The organism is Paenibacillus paeoniae (assembly GCF_003388735.1).
Classification (GTDB): domain Bacteria; phylum Bacillota; class Bacilli; order Paenibacillales; family Paenibacillaceae; genus Pristimantibacillus; species Pristimantibacillus paeoniae.
Genome location: NZ_QUBQ01000007.1, coordinates 93,135 through 112,613 on the forward strand (window position 1 = coordinate 93,135; position 19,479 = coordinate 112,613).

Below are 19,479 nucleotides of genomic sequence, written 5' to 3' on the forward strand. Positions count from 1 at the left end.
GGCAGATGGACTTTTTTGCGAAAATCGCATGGATTATCCCGCTAGTTCCTCTTATCTCCTTTCTTGTGTTGATGACACTCGGCAGAGGGTTTCGAAAAGCGGGCGTATGGATAGGTTCCATTGGAGCGCTCGGCGCTTTTGTTCTGTCCCTGCTCGTCCTGACGGAGAGGCTGAAGCCGCATGCTGTCGATTACAGCTACAACTTCAGCTGGATCTCGATTGGCGAATATTCGCTTCGGATTGGGTTTGAAATTACGAATTTGACGGCGTTGATGCTCGTAGTGGTCACCCTTGTCGGCTTACTCGTCAATATCTATTCAGCAGGCTACATGGCCTCTGACGAGCGAATCACCGTATTCTACAGCTATGTCTCACTCTTCACTTTTTCTATGCTAGGTCTAGTATTGTCGGATAATCTCCTCTCCTTTTATCTGTTCTGGGAGCTGGTCGGTGTCTGCTCCTTCCTGCTTGTCGGTTTCTGGTACGCACGTCCTGCCGCCCGAGCGGCAGCCAAAAAAGCATTCATTGTGACCAGAATCGGGGACGCCGGACTTCTGCTTGCCATCCTGGTGCTTTTTTGGAATATGCCCGGTCATGCCCTCGACTTTACGATGATTGAGAGTGTGTTCGGCGGACAAGGCGGTGTGATTACAAGCGGCATCACAACGCTGATCGCATTGCTCTTATTTCTTGGGGCTGTGGGTAAATCGGGACAATTCCCGCTTCATGTCTGGCTGCCTGACGCGATGGAAGGCCCCACGCCGATTAGTGCGTTGATTCACGCGGCGACGATGGTGGCAGCCGGCGTATTCTTGATCGCTCGCACCTTCCCCATATTTGAAGCTTCGCCCGCAGCTATGGAGACCGTAGCCTATGTGGGTGCCTTTACGGCGATCTTCGCGGCCGTAATCGCGCTCGCACAAAATGACCTGAAGCGAATACTAGCCTACTCCACGATTAGCCAGCTTGGCTATATGATGCTAGCGCTTGGTCTAGGAGCGATGACAGGAGCAATCTTTCATTTATTCACGCATGCCTTCTTCAAAGCGCTGTTGTTCCTGGCAGCAGGGAGTGTCATTCATGCTGTACATACAGGGGATATTCGGGAGATGGGAGGCATCGGCTCGCGCATGCGGATTACCGCATGGACGTTCGCGATTGGAGCGCTGGCTCTCGCGGGCATCCCGCCGCTCTCTGGTTTTTGGTCGAAGGATGCCATTCTGACAGCGGCGCTTACTCAAAACCCCCTGTTATTCACCGTTGGTTTGCTGACGGGCTTCTGCACGGCGTTGTACATGACCCGACTATTTGTGCTCGTCTTTCTGGGGAAATCCGGATCGGCAGCAGCGCATGCGAAGGAGTCGCCGCGCGTCATGACGATACCGCTTATCATGTTGGCTGTATTTGCAGCTGTCGCCGGATTCGTAGATTTGCCATGGAGCGGGTGGTTAAGCACATGGTTAAGCGACGAGGTGATTACGCCTCATGCCAGTATAGTCGTCATCGTATTATCGATTGCAGCAGGTGTGCTTGGCATAGGGACTGGATGGCTTCTATATGGAAGAGGGAAAACTACCAGCCGTTCAATTGCCAATTGGATGCCCGGACTCGTTAAGGTGGCAGAACGTAAATTTTATATCGATGAGCTCTATGAAATTCTATTTGTAAAGTCGTTGCGAGTTGTTGGAATCTGTCTCGCGGCGATCGATACCTATATCATTGGCGGAGTCGTGAAGCTGACAGGGGCTGCGGCTAGCGCCGCAGGGAGACTGGGACTCAGACTGCAGAATGGTCAGGTACAGACCTACGGTGTTGCTGCAGTGCTGGGCGTGGTAGCCATAGCGCTCGTCGTGATTGGAAGGAGGATGCTGTCATGAGCGGTTTGGAGCAAATACCGATTCTCTCGATCATCCTGCTGTCACCGCTGCTTGGCCTTGTCATCATCCAGTTGTTGCCGGGGCAACGGGCCAACTGGCTGAAGATTGCGGTGACTACAGCTACTCTGCTTCCGCTGGCGCTGTCTCTTTGGCTATACGCCGATTATGACCGAAACCAAGGCGCTGTATCGTATAGTGAGACGTACAGCTGGGTGCAGGCTCCGCTCAAGATGAACGTGGGCGGCGATTGGTTCTTCTCGTTCCAATATGCAGTCGGCATCGACGGTTTGTCCCTTCCGCTGTTGCTGCTGACAGCGATTGTGACGGCAATGGCCGCATTGGCGGCCGTACATGTGAAGAAGCGGCGGAAGTCTTTCTTCAGTTGGTTCCTCTTGCTGGAATTTGGTATGATCGGCGCATTTATCGCGCGTGATTTGTTTGTATTTTTTGTCTTTTTCGAAATTACGCTGGTGGCCATGTACTTCCTGATTGGCATCTGGGGTTACTATAACCGGGAGCGGGCAGCCAATCAATTCCTGATCTACAACGGGATCGGTTCGGCTATCATGTTGATTGCCTTTGTCATGCTGGTGAATACGGCCGGCTTCCACGTGATCGAGACGACGCAGTCCTTGCAGTACATCTATAGCGGCAGTTATTCGGATATTATACGGAACTTATCAGATCCGAGCGCCTATGTGAATTTGACTGCCGATTCTATCGGGAGCAATCCATTTGCGCTCAACGAGACCAAGCAGTGGGCGATCTTCATTCTTCTGTTAGTTGCGTTCGGCATCAAGCTTCCCGTGTTTCCTTTCCATTCATGGATGCTCAAGGTACATCAGGAAGCTCCGCCTGCTGTTGTGATGATACACTCCGGCATTCTGTTGAAGCTGGGCGCTTATGGCTTGCTGCGATTTGGTCTGTTCCTCTTTCCCGTTCAGGCAAGAGAATGGGCCAGCGTACTTGCTATTCTCGGCCTCATTAATCTGCTATACGGGGCCATACTGGCCTTCAGGCAGCAGGAGTTCAAGCTCGTGCTCGCTTATTCGTCCATTAGCCATATGGGAATCGTATTGATTGGATTAGCTGCCTTCAATGAAATTGGCCTGCAGGGAGCCCTGTTCCAGCTTATCTCCCATGGCTTGATTTCAGCGCTGCTCTTCCTGATCGTAGGCAGTCTATATGAGCGGACGGGTACAACAGAGCTGTCCCGACTTGGCGGCCTTGCCCGTTCTATGCCGTTCATAAGCGGCGTTCTTCTGGCAGCGGGCTTGGCATCGCTTGGACTTCCGGGACTCTCTGGGTTCGTGGGCGAGCTATTGTCCTTGCTGGGGCTGTTTGAATCTATGCGTTGGGTAACGGCGCTTGCGGTTGTCGGGATCGTTCTGACAGCGGTCTACATACTCAGAAGTGTGCTGAAGATTACGTTTGGTCCGCAGCGTGAAGGCCTAACCGCCATACGGGACGCCCGATTCGTCGAAGCGCTGCCTATGGTCGTGCTTCTTGCATTTATTATATTGCTAGGCTGCTACCCATCTGTGCTGACTGATACGGTGCAGACGAGCGTAGGAGGGTTTATGGATTTATTACTAGCAACAAGGGCAGGGGGGTAGGCGATGCCGGAACAAACGTTATTTCAACCGTTAACGTGGTCGGATCTGTTGGTGATGGCCCCAGAGCTTGCGCTCGGCGCCTGGTTCGTTCTGCTGGTTGTGCTGGAACTGCTGCTTCCCAGGGCCGTCAGCCGCAACTGGATCGGAGGATTGACATTAACGGGACTGCTAGGCGCTTTTACTTTGATTTTGCTGCGGATGCTGGAATCGAACGGCGAAGTTATCTCACTGCTTGGCGACAGCTACAGAGTGGATGACTTCGCAAGTATGCTCAAGCTATTGTTCCTGGCGGCTACGGCGCTTATCGTATTGCTAGGCCTGGGTACAGTGCGGTATGACCGTGCTGTAACGGACAAAGGCGAATATTTCTATTTGCTTCTGCCAGCGGTAATCGGAGCGATGACGATGGCTTCTTCCGGCAATCTCGTTACGCTCTATATCGGACTTGAATTGCTCAGCATCACGAGTTATGTCTTGGTCGGACTAAGGAGGAAGTCTTCCTTATCAGCGGAAGCTGCCTTTAAATATGTCATTACGGGAGGTCTATCTTCCGCCTTCATTTTGTTCGGGATGTCCTACCTCTACGGCGTGATCGGCTCGGTGCAGCTTGCCGAGATCAACGCGGCGCTGCCCGGTGCGCTGGAGCAATACGAGGCGCTCATCTACACAGGCTTTCTGATGATGATCATCGGATTTGCAATCAAGATAGCGGCGGCTCCTTTCCATGCCTGGTCGCTTGATGTGTACCAAGGAGCGCCGACACCGATTGCCGCCTTTCTTGCTGTCGTATCCAAAGGCGCCGCGCTGGCTATTGTATTCCGTATGATGTTCGCTACCGCCTTGTTCGCAAGTCCTGATCGAACGTCGATTAGCAGCGTGAGCGACGAGGTGTTTTTCATTGTCCTTCTGGTCGCGGCAGCCTCCATGCTTTATGGTACGCTGGCTGCTTTGAGACAGCTTAACGTGAAGCGGCTGCTCGCTTTGTCCGGTGTCGCCAATGCCGGCTATTTGCTGGTGCCGATCGGCGTTTCCTTCACGATAGGACATTTGAACAATATGTCTGAATTTCTATTTTATCTAATCGCCTATCTGCTGATGACCATCGGGGCCTTTGGCATTCATACGGTGGTTAGTCGTGCGGCGGGCCACGATGAGCTGAGCGGTTATGCCGGCATGTACTACCGCTCTCCGTGGCTGGCGCTTAGTATGATCCTGTTTGTCCTCTCGCTTGCCGGACTGCCCCTCTCCGCGGGCTTCTTCGGTAAGCTGTTCATTGTGCTTGGCGCCGAGAGAGCGCAAGCCTATTGGATTGTGGCAGTCATGGTGCTGAGCAGCGTCATTTCGTATTACTTCTATTTCGGATTAGTCCGTCAAATGTTCATGCGGAGCAGCAACGGGCTATCAGGAGCCTCCCACTCGCTTGATAACGATGAGGATGCAGAAGAGGGTTACGGTTTCCGCACATCTGGAACCTCGCAGACTCTGGCAGCTCAAGAGGCAAAGGCTGGTCATATTGAGACCGCTGGATCATCAGAACAAGCCGACGAAGAGAGTGTGGTACAGAGCGCCGAAGCGAAGATGGAGAATTCGCTATCGTCCAGCCTTGAGCAGGGAGATGGTGTCATTCGGATACCGTGGCCAACGGGTATTGTTATTGCCCTATGTGCGATCCTTACACTTGCGCTTGGCATTGTGCCAGGTCCGCTAGTTGATATCATCCAACAGTTATTCAGCTTCCCACTTCCTTCTCATTAACGAATCCGCTTCTTGGATGCATGATGAAAGCTCTGTCTTGGCGTTGCATCGGCCTTCGGCCGGCTTGCAGCAATAAGACGGGGCTTTTTTTGATTCATTCGGCCCCACGCAGGGTAAGGGATGTTATGCATAGATTTGGCAATGAAATCAGGGCCACGGACTAATTCGGCAGAGAGCTTGCGAATGGTATACCTATCCATAGCGCTGAAGCCGTCCGCCATGCAGTAGGGTTGCTGCAAGGAGGATAATGACTTCCGTCGAAGCCGTCATTCGGCTATGCCCTTTTTTATGACCAATAAGAAGGGAAAACGTATTCGTTAAACGAATTATTAATGAAATACGTTTCAAAGGCAGAATATAATGAACATAGACTACAAGCAAGCCGCACAAAAAGAGCAGAATCAGCGGAGAACCGCTTCTGCATGTCATAATGAAGGCGCGTTTCTAGTGCGCCTCCGATCCAGAGCGAAGCGCCTCGTCCGCGGAAGAGGCGCTGACAGTCTTGCGCTGCTGACGCGCAAGGGGCTTCGCGGCGCGTTCATGGCGCTGCTGCTCGGGAGCATCGCGCTCTGGGGCTTATCCGCCCCAGGAGCGCCCGCTCCCGGAGGAAGCTCGCCAGCCGGCTACGCGGAAGCGGCCGGCTCGGCAGCACTGGCTGAGCAGCCGCAGAGCTGGCTGCTCAAATGGTCGGACCCCGAGCTCGCGCATGAGCTGAGCGGGGTCGAAGTGATCCGCCGCCAGAGCGAAGCGGCGGTAGATCTTGTGCGTCCCGCCGGGGAAGCAGGCGGGGACCTGGACGAGTGGCTGCGCGATCTGCGCAGCGCGCCAGGCGTCGAGTATGTGCACCCGAATGATAAGGTGCAGGTGCTCTCTAATCTTGACGATAACAATCGAATGAATTCGCTCACGGCATCGGACAGGATAGGCGCCGAGGCGGAAGAAGACGATGCTGATCAGCAGGAGGAACAACGTCTGTTGACGACGGGGATAGATGAGAGCTCCACAGACAACAACGATACAATAGGCTCTTCATCCTTATCGACCGAATCGCCGACTGGGGCCGATCAACAGGCTGTATCCAAGGCAGTGTCATTCAAGGCCAACGATCCGGAATTATCCAAGCAGAAGCATTTGGTGCAGATAGGAGCTTTGAAGGCCTGGGAGACGATTAGGGAGCAGACCGAGATTACGATTGCGTTGGTGGATACAGGCGTCGATCTGGATCATCCCGACTTGAAGGACAATTTGGTGGCCGGCACCAACCTGGTCGATCCGAAGAAGCTCCCAGATGACGACAATGGTCATGGCACTAGCGTAGCAGGTGTAATCGCGGCCAAAGGAAACAACGGCATCGGAGTAGCCGGCATTCTATGGAATGCGAAGATCATGCCTGTCAAAGCTTTGGATCAATGGGGCGACGGAACGGAGCAGGATCTGGGAGAGGGCGTCTTGTACGCCGTACGCAACGGCGCCAAGGTTGTCGTATTGTCTGTTGGTCTTCATCGCTATTCCCCTTATATGCAGGATATTGTGAATTACGCAGAGAACCATGGCGTACTTCTAGTAGCAGCTGCAGGCAATGATGGAGTGACGCTAGGGAGCAAGGCAGCTGTCAAATATCCCGCGGCATACCCGACTGTACTAGCGGTTGGAGGCGTAAAGGATGACGGTGTGCCGGACCCTAGGTCTAACCCTGGTCCGGAGTTGGATCTTCTCGCTCCTTGGAATGTGTATACGACTGGGGTGGGCGGCACGTACAAGAAGGAAGAGGGCTCCTCTATGGCGGCTCCCCAAGTTGCTGCGGCAGCCGCGCTTCTGATCGCTCAGCATCCTGATTTTCAGCCTTACCAGATCAGGGAACTGCTTCGCCAGACCGCGAAGGACATTGGGCCTAAGGGGGTTGATTCCACTTCCGGTTATGGCATTCTGCAACTGGATCAAGCTGTGGTAGGTACCCTATCCAAGGATGCTCATGAGCCTAATAACAGCATCGGCGCTGCAACCACATTTCCGCTTATGAGCCAAATGATTGCAGAGCTTGATTCCGCCAAAGACCAAGACTGGTATGTCATTGACGTCCCCTATGACGGCAAGCTGACCATCTACTACAGGGGCATGCCCGAATCGGGGCAAGCTGTGCCCGTAGTCCGTTTTACGCATTATGCAGACGGCAAGCAACAGTCTGGCACGGATACCAAGCTGTCCACCAAAACGATGGATTTCGATGTGAAAAAGGGTAAGCAGTACATTCAAGTTCGATATGGGAGTCCCGAGGAACGCAAATCGCTCCCTTACTCTTTAATGTCGTCGTTTACGATGAGCCCTGATCAATATGAGCCGAATGATCGAATGGCCAATGCGTTCAAGCTGCAGGCCAAATCGCAAACGGTGACGGGTTCCTTCCATCAGACGGCTGATCGGGATTGGTTCGCGGTTACGTTCAAGGAAGACGGGAAGCTGCAGCTTACGCTGGAAGGAAGCACCGCACGCATGGATTTGGGATTATCCATCCAGCGGGAAGGCGGCTCGCTCACCTTGTACGATGAAAACGGCGAAGGCATGAATGAATGGACACCTGTCATGTCGGTAACACCAGGAACGTATTATATCAGGGTGCACAATGCGATATCGCTGGAAGCCAGTCCTACGGTGGGCACCTACAAGCTCCGCCTGGACTATAAGCCGGAGCTTACCGATCCCAATGAGCCGAATGACAAGAGCTATGAGGCTCCCCTTATGAATGCTGGCACAGAGTACAAAGGTGTTATACATAGCACCACGGATATCGACTGGTTCCAGTTCCGTATTGCCAGTTCCAGTATTGTCCGGATGAATGTTGCGGACGTTCCTGCGGACGCCTCGCTCAAGCTGGAAGCCTATGATAAGAGAATGACCCGTATCGCGCTTGGCAGCACCGGGACGACCGGCAAGCTGCAGACGCAGGAGCAGATGCTTCAACCAGGTGTTTATTATGTCAAGCTTACATCGAGCAAGGCTTTCACGAGCCAATACTATCGTCTTTCGTTCCAAGCGGAGGAGCTGGTCTCCGGTTTCCGTGATATTAAAGGTCACTGGGCTAGGGAAGAGATCATCTCCATGGCAAGCAGCGGTATTGTAAACGGCGTCGGCAATTACCGATTCCAGCCAGAGCGTAATATTACGAGAGCGGAAGCTGTAGCGATGATCGTAAAGGCGTATAAACCGCTTGCGGGCAATGTTGCTGCCAAATCATTCTCTGACGTGAGTAGCAGCCATTGGGCCAGCGATGCGATACGCAAAGCGGTTCAGCAAGGCTGGGTGAACGGGTTCCCTGATGGGACCTTTAAGCCCGACAGGCCGATTACCCGAGCTGAGATGGCCGTGATGATTGGGCATGCAGAGGGCATAGCCGCGCGCATACCGACTTCTCGTCCTTTCCGGGACGTGTCACAATACGAGTGGTACTCTGCCATGCTTTATGCGATGAAGCTGGAGGGTAAGCTGAAAGGCGTCGAGCCGAACATCTTCAAACCTGACGAAGGAGCAAGCAGGGCCCAGTTCACCGTATTGCTGTACCGTTATTATAAGGACTAGGGCCGCTTTATCGGCTTTTGAGGAGGAGCTATGGGAACAAGCAATGATATAATGAACAATATGTTTCAGATGAACGGATTAACGGGTTTGTTCTCGATTGTAGTGGAGCTGCTTAGCATTATGCTCGTTTGGATGCTGATTCGCGAAGTGAAGTGGGAAACCTTTTTCCATTTTCCGAACAGCCGAAAGGCGCAAGTACTGAAGTTGCTGCTCACCGTCGCACTGGGGCATATGTTCGCCCAATTTATTTTGCAATATTGGAATTACACCGTCATGTTGAAAACCTTTGTCGAATAACAAGGGCGAAACATGTTAACAATGGGTAATACCATGCTGTATGATTTGTTGAAATTCGTCGAAAAGCAAGGGCATTCACAGCCAGTTCTAAGGATAAAAAATCGTCTATAGTCGTATTCTACGGCGTTATTCTCACCATGATGGGGAGAAGCAAAAAGTGGAAAGAATTTTACCCTTGTCGATTATTGCGGCATAATGTTAAGATGAAGGTTAGTAATGCGATCGAAATTTGTCTATTTATTGAAATTGCTATTCGCGGAGGGAACACAAAGATGACTAAAATTATCGTCCGCGGAGGCCAGCGTCTAACGGGCACGGTCCGCGTAAGCGGCGCCAAAAATGCAGTGCTCCCCATTCTTGCTGCCTCATTACTAGCGACGGAAGGAGATAGCGTCATCTGTGACGTTCCCCTCCTCGACGACGTTATGACGATTCAGAACGTGCTCGCTTCCCTAGGAGCGCAAATTTCTTATAATAATGAAACGATGCGGGTATCCGCACCTTTAATTTCATCATTCGAAGCGCCGTATGAGCTCATACGCAAGATGAGAGCATCGTTCCTCGTAATGGGTCCTTTACTGGCCCGTATCGGGAAGGTGAGAATTTCGCTGCCGGGCGGCTGTGCGATCGGAACAAGACCGATTGATCAGCATCTGAAGGGCTTCGAAGCGATGGGCGCCGAGATTACGCTCGGTCAAGGTTTTATTGAAGCGACAGCGCCGACCAAATTGAAGGGCGCCAAAATTTATTTGGACGTTGCAAGTGTAGGCGCAACGGAGAATATTATGATGGCGGCGGCTTTGGCGAACGGTACGACCACGATTGAGAATGCGGCGAAGGAGCCAGAGATCGTAGACCTGGCCAACTACATCAATGCGATGGGCGGCAAGGTTCGCGGCGCAGGTACGGGTATGATCCGCATCGAAGGCGTGGAGCGAATGAAAGGCGCCAAGCATAACGTCATTCCCGACCGCGTTGAAGCGGGTACGTACATGATTGCTTCCGCCATTACGGGCGGAGATGTATTCATTGAAGGTGCTATTGGCGATCATCTGACACCTGTCATTTCCAAGCTTCAAGAGATGGGCGTCGAGATTACCGAAAGCGACAACGGCATTCGCGTCCGCTCCGGTGCCTCGCTTAAGGCTGTTGATGTCAAGACGCTTCCTCATCCGGGCTTTCCAACGGATATGCAGTCACAAATGATGGCTTTGCTTCTCGTATCGGAAGGCACTAGCGTGGTGACGGAGACGGTGTTTGAGAATCGCTTTATGCATGTGGAGCAATTCCAGAAGATGAATGCCAGCATTAAGGTAGACGGACGTTCCGCTATTGTGACGGGAGGCGTACCGCTTACCGGGGCTAAAGTATGCGCCACCGATCTTCGCGCAGGCGCGGCTCTGATCTGCGCGGCACTACGCGCCGAGGGCGAGACAGAGGTAACAGGTCTACATCATATCGACCGCGGATACGTGGATATTACAGGTAAGCTCAGATCTCTTGGGGCTACGATCTATCGTGAAGAGGCGGAAGGTGTCGCGACCGCACAGGCGGGCAAATCGGCCGACTCCGCAACGTATAAGAGAGAGAAGGAAGTCGCTGTACTGAAGGTACAGCCGACCTGGGCTTAACCAAATAATAGTAATGGGATAACGGGAGATTCATTTGCAGCCAGATTGATACACACTGGCAGCGAAGGGATCTCCCGTTTTTTGTTGTATGGATTAGAGAAGCCTCATTTTGATTCTATCCTACTAAATGACCTCATAGACTGAACTATAAGGACATGCAGCAAGAGATGTCCATAGAGAAGCGCGATAGGGAGGAAAGCGGCTCCTGCGCTGGAATGGAGGGAGGTCGTCAGGCTTAGTATGACAGGAAAGCTTGCTAGAGTTGGATTAGATTTGCGTAGAAGCAAGGGATGGTGGGGCGTATTTGGCATCGGTGTTCTTCTCGGCTTTATCCTGTTCGGAATGAGAGTTTTCTTATCTGAACATGCAGACGCTGGGTTAACCCTAACGGCACAGTCTCATTTGCGAGAAACGGACCAGGCTGTGCTTGAATCGGTCGAGCCTATCGCGAACTGGGGCATAAGCGCAAAGCCACAGCCAGCTGTGCGGAGGGAAGGCGGTATGGAGCAACAGGGTGAGCCGATAGTTGTCAAGCCAGTGCCGGTTAGCGAAGGAAGAGAAGAAGGGGCGGAGCTTACCGCACCAGCCAAAGGTGCATTGGATAATCAGCGCGTTCGTGTCTATCTGACAGAGCTGAAGAAGGTGGAGAGCGTACCGCTGGAAACGTATGTGACGGGCGTCCTTGCAGCAGAGATGCCGATTGACTTTGAATTGGAAGCGCTGAAGGCTCAAGCGATTGCAGCCCGTACCTATATCGTTCGCAGGTTGTCCTCTGCTGTCATGGCGAATGAAAAAGCGGATGTGTTGGATACGGTGCAGCATCAGGCGTACCTATCGAAGGACGAGCTGGGCAAGCGGTGGAAGGGCGAAGAGAAGACCACTAACTTGGCAAAGCTTAAGCGTGCGATAGAGGAGACAAAAGGATTTATATTGACTTATGAGGGCGAGCCTATAGAGGCGGCGTTTTTTTCTACAAGCAACGGGTTTACGGAAAATTCGGAAGATTACTGGGCACAGTCGCTTCCTTACTTGCGGAGTGTAGCCAGTCCTTGGGACGAAGGTATCTCTCCACGTTATGAAGCGGAGACGGTATGGACTAAGAAAGAATTTTACCGGGCGCTGGGTCTAAAAGGGAAGGCTGCAAGCGCCAAGCCCTCTATCACCGTTACGAAACGAACGGAAGGAAACCGGATTAAAGAGGTTCTCATTAACGGCAAATCTTTTAGCGGCAGGGAAGTAAGAGAGAAGCTTGGTCTTGCATCCTCTCATTTCAGTTGGAAGATCTCAGATCATGAGATTGTGATCCTGACCTATGGGTTGGGGCACGGCGTAGGGATGAGCCAGTGGGGAGCCAACGGGATGGCGCAAGAAGGGAAGAAGGCGACGGCCATTCTTATGCATTACTATACCGGGACGAGAGTAGAACAAGCTTCGAAGCTTCCATCTCGGACAACCTCTTAAAATTTGATATGCCTCACGTATAAACCTAGCAGATGTGGCAACAATGGCTAGTGAGGTGATATCAATGAATGATCAAAACCAGAGCAAACAAAAGCAAAAACCAGAGGAAACTCCCAAAAACTCACTGGGAGGAGCGTCTGCCGCGAACTCTAGCAGCGGACTGAAGAAACTATTCGCGAAGCGTTGGGTTTCTCCAGCAATCTTCATGGCTGCGGCGGCAATTATCGTAACCTTAATGTGGATCTATCAGGGATCTGATCCGGCAAAGCCGACAACGGGCCCGGACAATTCTACTGAGGTTGCACAAGGTAACGAAGGAGAAGGCAGTGTTACGCCGGGTGATGAAGTCGATGTCGTAGCGATTGCCGAAGACATGAAGTGGCCGGTGTCGAGCAAGCAGAACCTGCAAGTAGAAACGAAGTTTTATGATAAGAAAGCAAGCGAGACGGACAAGGAAGCGGCTCTTATCCAGGTCGGCACAACGTACTCGCCGCATACGGGCATCGACTTCGCCGATCCGAACGGCCAGCCGTTCGATGTGCTTGCAGCGCTAGACGGCAAGATCACGCGTGTTGAGCCGCATCCATACAATGGCAACGTCATCGAGATTAGCCACGGCAACGGTCTTGTGACGGTGTACCAAAGCTTGACGGACATTCAAGTGGAGGAAGGCGACGAAGTGAGCCAAGGTACGGTTATCGCACAAGCGGGCCGCAGCGAACTGGAGAGCGATCTAGGCGTCCATCTGCACTTCGAAACACGCTTGAATGGCACTACGGTTAATCCAAGCCAGTACATCTCCGAATAATTCGGACTTATTGGCGAATAGGTCAAAAGTTGCGCAAGGCGGGGGACAATTCCCCCGCCTGTTTTGTTTTTTTCAAAAATTATTGCCTTTCAGGGCTTGTCACGCTTGGACATAAAGAATATCTATCCACTCCACTCATATAATGTACCAAACTATCTCGAGTAGGGAGGCGGGAACGTGCACGATTACATCAAAGAGCGAACCATTAAAATAGGCCGTTGCATCGTGGAGACGAAGCATACGGTGCGAACCATCGCCAAAGAGTTCGGCGTGTCCAAAAGCACGGTGCATAAGGATTTGACCGAACGGTTGCCGGAGATTAACCCCGACCTGGCAGACCAGGTAAAGCACATTCTCGAGTACCACAAATCGATTAGGCACCTCAGAGGAGGCGAAGCCACCAAAATTAAGTATAAAAAAACGAGTTCAAAGAAACGGGAGGTACTGGCTGCCGGGAAGGCGTAACGACGTCCCTGTGAATTCCTGATTTTTTTACAAAGCATAGAGGATTTTTGTCCTTTTTGGCGAATAATGTTCGTTAGGGGTTTTTCCTGTTCTGGGAAAACATTAGTGGGACGATGCGATTATTATTATTCGTTGGGGGACTTAAGCCTTATGCTGAGCAAGGATATCGGAATTGATCTGGGAACAGCCAATGTGTCTATTCATGTGAAAGGGAAAGGCGTCGTGCTTGATGAGCCGTCTGTGGTCGCTATTGAGAGCGACAGCAAGAGGGTACTCGCTGTTGGCGAGGACGCGCATCGCATGGTCGGGCGTACGCCTGGCAATATTGTGGCCATTCGGCCTCTTAGGGACGGCGTCATTGCCGATTTCGAAATTACGGAAATTATGTTGAAAGCGTTTATTGACCGCGTGGACGGCCGCAAGTGGTTCAGCCGTCCACGTATTCTCATCTGCGCCCCAACGAATATTACATCCGTGGAGCAGAAGGCGATTCGCGAGGCTGCCGAGCGTAGTGGAGCGAAGGAAGTTTATTTGGAAGAGGAGCCTAAAGCTGCAGCCATCGGAGCAGGCATGGACATCTTCCAGCCAAGCGGCAATATGGTGGTGGATATCGGCGGCGGTACGACGGACGTAGCCGTCTTGTCCATGGGCGACATCGTGACGGCATCTTCGATTAAGGTCGCGGGGAACAAGTTCGATGACGCGATTATGAAGTATATCAAAAGCAAGTACAAGCTATTGATCGGTGAGCGGACAAGCGAGGATATTAAAATTAAGATCGGCACTGTTTATGATAACGGTCGTCAGGATGAGATGGACATACGGGGCCGGGACATGGTGTCCGGATTGCCTTTGACGGTTACTATCCGATCCAATGAAGTCAGGGAAGCTCTGTGGGATCCAGTAATGTCTATAGTCGCTGCTGCAAAGTACGTACTGGAGCAGACGCCTCCAGAGCTGTCGGCAGACATTATTGATAGAGGTGTTATCCTTACTGGCGGCGGTGCGTTGTTGGATGGACTTGATACATTGCTGGCGGACGAGCTTAAAGTACCTGTTCTTATCGCAGAAGATCCGATGCATTGCGTCGTGAAGGGAACGGGCATTCTGCTCGACAACTTGGACAAGCTTAGAAAATAGAGACAATCAACCATAGGACAAGCTTTCGCGGGTAGGGTGCCATTGGGGGGCGCGCCGAGGCGGAAATGAGTCTTAGGTCACAGGGAACGCTATTCAGACGACTTGGCTCCGAGCCGATAATAGAGGGTAGAGATACGAATCGGTTTATCATTCTAGGAGGATTGTCATGCTAAGAGGACTATATACGGCAGCATCGGGCATGATTGCCCAGCAGCGTCGCCATGACACGGTGACGAACAATATCGCCAATATTCATACGCCGGGCTATAAGCAGACCAACGCGGTTACACGCTCATTCCCGGAGATGCTCTTATCGATAACAGGCGTGAATCAGGCGGAGCGTACGACTGTCGGACGTTGGACAAGCGGTGTATTTGCCGAAGAGAGTTTATCGATTCACCTGCAGGGCGATCTGACGCAAACGAACCAGTCCTCCGATTTTGCATTGATATCCAATATTGAAGTAGACGGACTTGCCTTCGACGCATCGGGCAAAGCGATTGGTGCGGATGGTGTACCTGTCTATCAGCCGCAAGCCTTCTTTACGGTGCAGGACGGCAATGGAGATATCCGGTATACAAGAGGCGGCAAGTTCACGGTTACAGGTGACGGATTCCTGATGACAAGCGACGGATCGAATGTTCTTGGCACCAATGGTGCGCCTATCCAGCTGCCTCCCGGCGTGGGACTCGACAGTCTGATCTTGACAGAGGACCAGCGGTTCGTGGACAGCAACGGTGCGGAAATCGGCGCTCAGCTGCTTATTACCCGAATTGAGAATCCAAATGATCTGGTCAGAGAAGGAAACGGCAACTTCCGCTTCGTGGACGATCGTGGACAAGCTCAGCCGATCGCGGCGGGCGAGCGGGTTGAAGTCAGACAAGGTTATGTGGAGCGTTCCAACGTGGACTCCGCTCAAGCGGCTGTAGATTTAATGTCGGCTCTACGCGCGTATGAAGCTAATCAAAAGGTCATCCAATTCTATGACCAAAGCTTGCAGAAAGCGGCTAATGAAGTAGGACGGGTAGGCTAGACGATACGGACGAGCTAAGGGAGGAACTGCGGCATGAACGCATCCATGATCAATGCAATGGTCTCGATGAACGCGCTCCAGCAGAAGCTGGACCTCATCGCTGATAATATGGCCAATGTCAATACGGTAGGCTACAAGAAGAAGGAGGCGACCTTCGAGGATTTGTTGAACAATGCCAAGAGGCAGCCGAATTCATTCAGTCAGCCGGGCAGGCTGACGCCGCTTGATTTCAGTCAGGGCTGGGGCTCCAAGCTGACGATGATACAGCCTAACCTGTCACAGGGGCCGATGAATGAGACTCAAGTTCCAACGGATCTGGCTATCGAAGGAAACGCGCTTTTTGAAGTGCAGGTAGACGGTGCTGGCAATCGTGCCTATACGCGGAGCGGTGCGTTCCAGTTGACGATGGCGGCAAACGGTGATACGATTTTGGCAACGGAGAAAGGCTATCCGGTTATCGCGAATATCCCTGACGGCAATGGCAATATTGTCGAGGGGAATATTGTGTTGCCTGCAGGCTATAATCTCCGTGTAGATGCTGACGGCACCGTACTTGGCGTATCTTCGGCAGGTACAATCAATCTCGGCAGCATCAAATTGCTTCAAGCAACCCGTCCGGCCGCTTTGACGGCAGTAGCGGATAATTTGTTCGCAATTGCGACGGGCATCAATGTAGACGATGTGGTACAGGAGATTACTCCCACTCTGGATAATCGGATCGCTTTGCGTCAAGGCTATCTGGAGCAGTCCAACGTCGAGTATGTAGATGAAGCGACGGAGCTTATCAATGTTCAGCGTGCTTATCAATTGGCAGCAAGAGCTTTATCGTCCAGCGACACGATGATGAGCCTTGCTAACTCGATGCGCGCGTAGGAACGAATGAAGGTGATAGGTATGGCCGATGATCGAATCCCCGCAAGCCGCAGAGATTTCGAGAACGGATCCATGAAGAATGAGGGCGACGAGGGAAGAACTTTGCGTTACAGCTCTATGAGCACTACGCTTTCTCGTACGCAGCGGCATGGCGGCACTGGGCCCGGTTATTCGGGAGAGGCTGCAGAACCTGTAAAGGAGAAAAGCCGCAAGCCCGAGCAAGAAAAGCTGGATGAGCAAGATGAACAGGAGTACAGATTTCCGAAGTGGGCGAGAATTGCCTTTTGGGTGCTGCGCAAAAGCATTGTACCGATCATCATGGTCGTCATGCTAATTGTCGGACTTTATGTAGGCTTCGTTTATTTGGGCGACGGCTCCAAAAGCGATGTGTTCGAATGGACGACTTGGCGCCATCTGTATGACCTTGTTTTCGCTGAATCCTAATCATACATGTCCAATGGGTCAGAAGAGCTGTTAAGCAGTGTCGGAGCTGCGTGAACGGCTCTTTTTTTGTTGTCGGTGGAAAGCAGGAGCTAGAGACCTCTGAATGAACGATCGCCATACATGCTGGAAAGCAAAATGAAGCCCCACATGGGGGCTTCATCCTAAAGGATCAATATGGCTGCCTACGCAGGGACAGATGCAACTGTAGCCGTACTGCTCAAGTCAGCGGTGTTCGGTACTTCGAATGAGAAGATGTTATGCCTTCGGTGGGACAGAACGTTTGATGAAGAATGACATGATCAGTGCGATAATCGCGAAGACTAAGCCAAGCTTAAACGAGCTGTTCACGCCGACGCTCAGCGAGTTAGCAAGCTCGATTTTGGACGTCGGATCAGCGACATCGGCCAGATAATTCTTCTGGCTAGTGGTCATGACACTGATGAAGAAGGCAATGCCGATTGCGGCGGATACTTGCTGCAGTGTATTCAAGATAGCCGAACCATGCGGATAGTATTTAGGAGAGAGCTGGTTCAATCCGTTCGTTTGGGCAGGCATCATAATCATAGACATCGCAATACTCATCATCACATGGAGCAAAATGATGGTTCCTTTGCTGGTGTCGAGCGACAATTGGGTGAAGAAATACATCACGATAACAAGAATAGCTGCTCCTGGAATAACCAGTGCACGCGGTCCGAATTTATCGAACAGTTTGCCTGTAATAGGAGACAAGAAGCCATTGGCGATACCGCCTGGCAGAAGAACGAGACCTGCTGCGAATGCGGACAGCATCATGCCTTGCTGCATCAGTATCGGCAGAAGCAGCAGCGTGGAGAACAGGGACATCATGACAATGATAATAAGCACGGTTCCGAACGAGAACATGGGTGCTTTGAATGCCCGGAAGTCGAGCATCGGTTCTTTGGATACAAGCTGTCTCCAGATGAATAGCAGCATAGCGATGCCTCCGGCAATGACAGGCAGGTATACACGCTCACTGGCCCATCCGCCATGCCCTTCGCCCAGGCTGCTGAAGCCGAATACGATACCGCCGAAAGCGACGGTTGATAACAGGATGGACAAGATGTCGACCCGTGGTTTCGTAATGGTGGATACGTTCTTCAGGAAGACGAACGCGAACAAGATGGAAAAAATGGCGAACGGCAATACCAAATAGAACAACCAGCGCCAATTCAACGATTCCAGAATAAGTCCTGACAACGTTGGGCCGATAGCAGGAGCGAACATGATGACCAGACCCATTGTGCCCATTGCTGCGCCGCGCTTCTCAGGCGGATAGAGGAGTAGAATCGTATTCATCATAACGGGCAGCATAAGTCCTGTGCCGAACGCTTGAAGGACACGCCCGATCAGCAACACGGAAAATTCAGGTGCTAGTGCACATACAAGCGTACCGATGGAGAAAAGCGTCATCGCGCCCAAAAACATTTGGCGGGTCGTAAACCATTGCACCAGCAAAGCGGAGACGGGTATCAGAATGCCGACGACGAGCAAATAGCCGGTAGAAAGCCATTGAACGGTTGTATAGGCTACGTCGAATTCAATGCTGAGGTCTACAAATGCGATGTTAAGCAGCGTTTCATTCAGAATGGAGAAAAAGGCTCCGATTATAAGCGAGATCAGAATAGGCAGTCTCTTGATATTGCCCAGATCTTGTGGTGCCGCACCAGTTGCGGCTGTTGATGTATTCATAATTACGTAAACCCTCCAAATCCATATCCATAAGTTCTATATTTAAGTTTTCCTTAATCCCTCGCAACAATTCCGTAAAGCAAGGCATCCAGAGCTACACGGTATAGCCGAATCGCTTCTTCCAGACTTAAGTCGCGCGAGGACTCGCCAAGTCCACGGAACATGGCTTCAAGAATACGGCCAAGATCGGAGGTATTGACCGATTTGAATTCTCCGGAATCGATTCCTTGCTGGATCAGGCTTTGGTAAAAGGCGCGATTTTCGTTTATCTTAATCGCAATTTGACGGCAGCCCTCTACGCTTTTGCCCCATGCTTCTTCAAGAAATTCTCTGGCGGCCCGGGTCAAGGGATGATGAAATCCCCGCTTCAGACCGACATCGATCATGCCATTCAGCAACTCCGTCGTAGAAGCATAGCGTTTTAGCTGTTCTGCCCATAAAGCTTTCCACTCCGCTTCATATTGATCGAGCAGAGTGAGGAACAGCCCTTCTTTGCTTTTGAAGTGATAATAAATATTAGCTTTGCTCACCCCAGTAGCGTTGGCGATATCTTCTATAGATGCAGCGTGATAGCCTCGTTGCGAAAACACGTTGTTCGCAGCTTCTATAATACGCGCTTTCGTTTCTTCACTTTGCGCTTTCTTTTTATTCAAGGCGCCTCTCCTTCCCGAATACTAACCGTATGCAAAACGTAAACTGAACGGTCAGTCAGTATTTTAACATGGCGAATCGATTTGCGCAATTCCTAACTTTAGCTGCTGTGGCTGGTGTTTGTTTTCATTTTGGGATAGGT

General features: G+C 51.7%; 15 protein-coding genes. 13 read left to right on the plus strand and 2 right to left on the minus strand.

Features of this window, described 5'->3' with window-relative positions; genetic code table 11:
- The first annotated feature begins 5 nt into the window (after window positions 1-5).
- From nuoL to DX130_RS23830, 13 genes are all read left to right on the plus strand, one after another.
- Complete coding sequence (gene nuoL / locus DX130_RS23765) at window positions 6-1,877, plus strand: NADH-quinone oxidoreductase subunit L (RefSeq protein WP_116049629.1); 1,872 nt, start codon at window positions 6-8, stop codon at window positions 1,875-1,877.
- The gene (locus DX130_RS23770; protein WP_116049630.1) at window positions 1,874-3,493 is read left to right on the plus strand and encodes a complex I subunit 4 family protein; all 1,620 of its coding nucleotides are present in this window, start codon (window positions 1,874-1,876) and stop codon (window positions 3,491-3,493) included. The genes nuoL and DX130_RS23770 overlap by 4 nt, the downstream gene beginning before the upstream one ends.
- Before the next feature lie 3 nt (window positions 3,494-3,496).
- Window positions 3,497-5,248, plus strand: coding sequence for an NADH-quinone oxidoreductase subunit N (locus DX130_RS23775; protein WP_116049632.1), 1,752 nt, complete (start codon window positions 3,497-3,499; stop codon window positions 5,246-5,248).
- A gap of 360 nt (window positions 5,249-5,608) precedes the next feature.
- A complete protein-coding gene (locus tag DX130_RS23785) occupies window positions 5,609-8,821 on the plus strand; it encodes a S8 family serine peptidase (protein WP_116049636.1) in 3,213 nt (1,070 codons plus the stop codon).
- Between the two features lie 30 nt (window positions 8,822-8,851).
- The gene (locus DX130_RS23790) at window positions 8,852-9,118 is read left to right on the plus strand and encodes a DUF1146 domain-containing protein (protein WP_165861434.1); all 267 of its coding nucleotides are present in this window, start codon (window positions 8,852-8,854) and stop codon (window positions 9,116-9,118) included.
- 272 nt (window positions 9,119-9,390) lie between these two features.
- On the plus strand, window positions 9,391-10,749 hold the full coding sequence (gene murA / locus DX130_RS23795; RefSeq protein ID WP_116049638.1) for a UDP-N-acetylglucosamine 1-carboxyvinyltransferase: 1,359 nt from the start codon (window positions 9,391-9,393) through the stop codon (window positions 10,747-10,749).
- A 240-nt stretch (window positions 10,750-10,989) separates the two neighbouring features.
- Complete coding sequence (gene spoIID / locus DX130_RS23800) at window positions 10,990-12,210, plus strand: stage II sporulation protein D (protein WP_240644678.1); 1,221 nt, start codon at window positions 10,990-10,992, stop codon at window positions 12,208-12,210.
- A 64-nt stretch (window positions 12,211-12,274) separates the two neighbouring features.
- The gene (locus DX130_RS23805) at window positions 12,275-13,018 is read left to right on the plus strand and encodes a M23 family metallopeptidase (protein WP_116049639.1); all 744 of its coding nucleotides are present in this window, start codon (window positions 12,275-12,277) and stop codon (window positions 13,016-13,018) included.
- A 177-nt stretch (window positions 13,019-13,195) separates the two neighbouring features.
- On the plus strand, window positions 13,196-13,483 hold the full coding sequence (gene spoIIID, locus DX130_RS23810) for a sporulation transcriptional regulator SpoIIID (RefSeq protein ID WP_028608269.1): 288 nt from the start codon (window positions 13,196-13,198) through the stop codon (window positions 13,481-13,483).
- Window positions 13,484-13,633: 150 nt separating this feature from the next.
- Window positions 13,634-14,623 (plus strand): rod shape-determining protein, encoded by a 990-nt coding sequence (mreB, locus tag DX130_RS23815; RefSeq protein WP_116049641.1) that lies wholly within the window; start codon window positions 13,634-13,636, stop codon window positions 14,621-14,623.
- Between the two features lie 166 nt (window positions 14,624-14,789).
- Window positions 14,790-15,656, plus strand: a complete 867-nt coding sequence (locus tag DX130_RS23820; RefSeq protein WP_116049642.1) for a flagellar hook-basal body protein — start codon at window positions 14,790-14,792, stop codon at window positions 15,654-15,656.
- A 33-nt stretch (window positions 15,657-15,689) separates the two neighbouring features.
- Entirely contained in the window at window positions 15,690-16,529 is an 840-nt protein-coding gene (locus DX130_RS23825) for a flagellar hook-basal body protein (RefSeq protein WP_116049644.1), read from the plus strand.
- Window positions 16,530-16,550: 21 nt separating this feature from the next.
- On the plus strand, window positions 16,551-16,973 hold the full coding sequence (locus DX130_RS23830) for a DNA-directed RNA polymerase subunit beta (protein WP_165861435.1): 423 nt from the start codon (window positions 16,551-16,553) through the stop codon (window positions 16,971-16,973).
- A gap of 255 nt (window positions 16,974-17,228) precedes the next feature.
- Here the strand turns inward: DX130_RS23830 and DX130_RS23835 are convergent, their stop codons facing one another.
- Window positions 17,229-18,686 (minus strand): MDR family MFS transporter, encoded by a 1,458-nt coding sequence (locus DX130_RS23835; protein ID WP_116049647.1) that lies wholly within the window; start codon window positions 18,684-18,686, stop codon window positions 17,229-17,231.
- A 53-nt stretch (window positions 18,687-18,739) separates the two neighbouring features.
- Window positions 18,740-19,339 carry a TetR/AcrR family transcriptional regulator gene (locus DX130_RS23840; RefSeq protein WP_116049648.1) on the minus strand — a complete coding sequence of 200 codons (600 nt, stop codon included), beginning with the start codon at window positions 19,337-19,339 and terminating at the stop codon, window positions 18,740-18,742.
- Window positions 19,340-19,479: the final 140 nt, after the last annotated feature.